Below are 4,560 nucleotides of genomic sequence, written 5' to 3'. Positions count from 1 at the left end.
GATTGGATCTTGCCATCGCAGAGTCTCCCCAACTCGTTTCAGGAAACTGCTGCGGGATTGAGGATCTTTCTCAACCATTCGCAGCGAAACTAACGAGTAATCGTGATACTCTGCCTAACTACACCCATTCCACCCGAATGGCCCTTGGAAGTCAAGTAAAAAATTTTCGCCGAACTGTGGTTTCAGTAGTCCAACAACAGCACCAGCGCGAAGGAATTCAAACTGGGGTCTGTCCCCGGCCAGGCGATTTGGGGACAGTCCCCACCAAAAGAGCCGCCCCACCAAAGGGCTGTCGCGGCTGGGTCCGAACAGAGACGCGGAAGATCCACATTGTGCGGGGCAGCCGAACAAACTATATTCTATACATCTCGGTGCATTTCTATTATAAAGGCGATCGCGACCTTGTGACTCAATCGTCGGGGCAGCGATTGAGAGGGGGCCGACGAGCTGACGACTGATTGTGGCGGGGTTGTCTCACCACCGATTCTCAACGTTATGATGGCATCACCATGTCCAGCGGCGACTTTCGTTTGTGTCCTGCCCTTCGCTGGCTCTCCATGGCCGTATGCAGCATCGGTCTGTTCATCGCACCTGCCGGAGCCCAGATTAACCTGAGCATCGATATCGAAAAGGCACCGTTTGAATACTCCCAAACGGCCGCCGACAACCGGGTCAGCCGGCTAGTCGACAAGTTGAATGCGAAAACGATTCAGCTGGAATACTCACGCGAAACGGGCTATCTACGGTCTCTCCTGCGTGCACTTGAGATCCCCGAATCTTCGCAAACACTGGTGTTTTCCAAGACAAGCATGCAGGTGCGCTACATCTCACGCCGTAACCCGCGTGCGATTTATTTCAACGACGACACCTACGTGGGATGGGTCCGGGGCAGTTCCCTGATGGAGATCTCAACGGCGGATCCGAAACTGGGCACCGCGTTCTACACTGTTGACATGATGCCATGGCGTGCCAAGGTCGAGCAGGCCTACTACGACTGCCTGGCTTGCCATGCGACGTCAATGACACAGGGCGTGCCAGGACACACCGTTCGCAGCGTCTATCCGGAGGTCGACGGCAGCGTGGCTTCGCAGCGCGAGTCATTCATCACCGACCACTCCAGCCCATTCTCGCAGCGGTGGGGAGGATGGTATGTGACCGGGAGACACGGGGAGATGCGCCACATGGGCAACGCGTTTCTTCGTGGCGGACAATTAGACACGCGCGAAAATGGAAACCGTTTGAGCCTGTGGGATGACTTCGAGACACACGATTATCTATCTCCCTACAGTGACATCGTTGCGTTGATGGTGTTGGAACACCAGACGCAAATGCACAACGCGATCACGCAAGCAGATTTTTCGCTGCGTCAGCTGCTGTACCAAGGTGATGGAACCGTCGAACGTAGCAACGAGGCGGCGGAATGGGATGCCCAGCTTCGATTGATCGCCAAGCCGGTCGTCGATTATGCGTTGTTTTGTAACGAGGCGGTACTCACCGACCCGGTCAACGGTTCGATCATTTTTGCTGAGGAGTTTAGCAATCGCGGGCCGGTGGACAGTCGTGGCCGATCGCTCCGAGACTTTGATCTGAAGACCCGAATGTTCAAGTACCCCTGCAGCTACTTGATCTATTCGCCAACCTTCGATTCCATGCAGAAGCCTCTCAAAAACGAAGTCACGCGTCAGTTGCTGGCAGTCTTGACGGGCGAAAATCAAGACGATGCGTACCGTCACCTGGATGCCAAAACACGGGCGGACACGCTGGCGATTCTGCGTGAAACGAAGCCGGATCTGTTTCGCTGAAACGCTGCCGATCCGCCGGAAGATCGGTGTTCAGCCGAATCACTCCGCGTCGTTGAACTCAATCGAATTGCTTTCCGCCGCGACGGCTGACGTGCGGGGTTGGCGGGTCGAGGTTGCGTCGGACACGATACTGTACAGCTGGCGCGACTGTACAACTGGCGCCGGCGTCGTGAATCCACCGGCAGTCGGTCGTCAGCGTCTTAGTGCGATAGCCGACTTGATCTCCCGTCGCCCCTGGATTGATCCACAGACGCATGACTCCCTCGCAACTCGCCTTGTGTGGTCCGAGGGTGTTTTTCTTTTGTCAAAATTTGAATCCCTCGCTGCGCACGACGCGCCGACCCTCCGCTGTGTCCGAATAATCCTCGCCCCCCACCCCACCCAAACGATGCACACACCCCAATAAATCCATTCACCCTATTCCCACACGGGGACAGTCCCCGGTGAGTTCGGGGACAGTCCCCGGTGAATTCCAGTGGGTTCCGGTGAATTGGATTCGGGGTCTGTCCCCGCTGTAGATTCACGGGGTCTGTCCCCACTGGGTTCGGGGTCTGTCCCCACTGGGTTGATGAGCTCGGGGTCTGTCCCCGGTGAGCTCGCAGGAAATTGATTCGGGGTCTGTCCCCGGTGGGTTGGGGGCGTTGAGGAGGTGCCTGTTTGTGGGCAGGGCAAGGGGTTTAGTTGCGTCCCAGCTGGCAATCGCCGAAGTTCAGGTTGCCGCCGCTGATGATCACGGCCGTCGATCGACCGGCGAAACGATCGGCGTTGTCGATCAGCCCGGCGAACGCCACCGCGCCCGACGGTTCGGCGACCAAGTGGGCGTCTTCGGCGATCGTCCGCATCGCCGACAGAATGGATGCCTCCGAGACGAGGAACAGATCGTCGACCAAGCTCTCAATGATCGGAAACGTGTGGTCACCGATTTGCGTTCGCAGACCGTCGGCGACGGTGTCATAACGGGTCGGCGGTTGTGGCGACCCGGCCTTCAAACTTCGCGCGGTGTCGTCGGCAAGCGCCGGTTCCACGGCATAGACTTTCACCTCCGGCCGAATCGTTTTGACGGCGACCAGAACTCCCGCCAACAGGCCTCCGCCGCCGACTGGCACCAGGATGGCTTCGAGCCCGCTGACCTGCTCGAGCAATTCCAACCCGACCGTTCCCTGCCCCGCCATCACCGCCGGCGTTTCGAAGGGATGCACCAGGATCGCACCGGTCCGCTGTTGCAGCTCGGCGGCAGCCTGCTCACGCTGCTGCGTCGACGGACCGCAAAAGACCGGCGAGACGCCATAGGATTCGACCGCCGCAATTTTCTTCGGCGACGCGTTTTCGGGCATCACGATGAATGCCGGAATGCCTCGCAAACCAGCCGCGCGGGCGATCGCGGCGGCATGATTGCCGGACGAATGAGTCACGACGCCGCGGCGGGCATCCTCCTCGCTCAGACTCATCACCGCATTGACGGCACCACGCGCCTTGAACGCACCGACATGCTGCAAGTTTTCCGCCTTGAAGGATACGCCACAGCCGAGCCGCTTGGAGATCACTTCGCAGTTGATCACGGGCGTGCGGACGACGTAGTCGGCGATCCGGTGCTGGGCCGACCGAATGTCGTCGAGGGTGATCACGGGAGGTCCGGTGGGAGATGACATGCGCGGTCCTTTTTCTATGGAGACGATCCAGCCTGCAATCGATCAGTACACCGTTGATGACAGGCTGGAAGCCTAGCCGATGTTACTTCTGAATCGGCAACTTGTAGGACAGCACTTTTCCGTCGCGCAACACCGTAACGTCGACTTGATCACCGGGCTGCTTTGACGTGACCACGTACGTCAACAGGTCTTGTTCGCTGGACAGGTCGGTTCGCCCGTCGAACGACGTGATCACATCGCCCTCCAGAAATCCGGTTCGCTTGGCGGTTCCGTGGGGCCCGTATTTCCCGACTCGCTTGACGTGCAACGCCATGGTTTCGTTTCCAACGCCGACCGGTGTGGCATCGGAACGGGTCGACGGTTCCAACACCATGCCACCGGCTGCGATGCGACGCAGTCCCCACGTCGTCACGCGCCAGGACAAGTCACTGGCGCGGCGCCAGTCCTTGGGGAATCGCAACTGCGCGGCAACTGCTGAACCGTCGCGATTGAATTCAACCGGCACCGCGCCACCGTCGGGATCAACGTTGTGCAACACCCACTGAATGTCGGCGATCGAGAGCATCGGTTGGCCGTCGAGCGTTGCGATCACGTCGCCGCTGCGAAGCCCTGCTTGCGAGGCGATCGAATCCTCCTCGACTTCTTTGACCGTCGCCCGCTCATTGGGATCCATGATCAGTCCGACGGTCTTGGGATGCGGGTACGGCCACAGCACCTTGTCGGGAATCGGTTTTCTGTCGTGCCAGTAGTACTCGCGTTGGGCGTCGCCGATCTGGTGACAGTGAATGCAGCTTTTCACGACGTCGCCATCGTAATTCAGACTGTCGGTAAATTTGTCTTTCAACGACGGGTAGCGTTCCGGCGACGAGACTTCCATCGGCCGGCCGCGTTTGCCCGCCAACGCCTCTTTGACCTTCGCGTGGTCGGCATGCAAGTCCAGCGCCCCTTGCAGCGCCTTGGCGAGCCCCTTCAACGAGACGTCCCCCATCCATTCGGTACGGTGCGAACGCGTGCCGAATCGTCCATAGATCGTCTTGTCGGCGGCCAGAAAGAAGACGGCGAAGGATTGATCGGTGTCGTACTGGAACAGGTCCAAATCCAAACCGTTG

Annotated in this window: 3 protein-coding genes; 1 reads left to right on the top strand and 2 read right to left on the bottom strand. The window is 58.9% G+C overall.

Annotated features, from left to right (window positions below; all coding sequences use genetic code 11):
* Positions 1-557: 557 nt before the first annotated feature.
* Entirely contained in the window at positions 558-1,802 is a 1,245-nt protein-coding gene (locus ABX749_RS23170; RefSeq protein ID WP_372898079.1) for a hypothetical protein, read from the top strand.
* 677 nt (positions 1,803-2,479) lie between these two features.
* Here the strand turns inward: ABX749_RS23170 and ABX749_RS23165 are convergent.
* Positions 2,480-3,451, bottom strand: a complete 972-nt coding sequence (locus ABX749_RS23165) for a threonine/serine dehydratase (RefSeq protein WP_372898078.1) — start codon at positions 3,449-3,451, stop codon at positions 2,480-2,482.
* Positions 3,452-3,533: 82 nt separating this feature from the next.
* Positions 3,534-4,560, bottom strand: a 1,027-nt coding sequence (locus ABX749_RS23160; RefSeq protein ID WP_372898077.1) for a Trx7/PDZ domain-containing (seleno)protein, incomplete at its 5' end; no start/stop codon positions are given.

Origin of the sequence: Stieleria sp. (genome assembly GCF_041595215.1) — a bacterium.
Lineage (GTDB): Bacteria > Planctomycetota > Planctomycetia > Pirellulales > Pirellulaceae > Stieleria > Stieleria magnilauensis.
The sequence above is the reverse complement of the archived record's forward strand: the minus strand, read 5'-3'. Positions and strand labels throughout refer to the sequence as shown.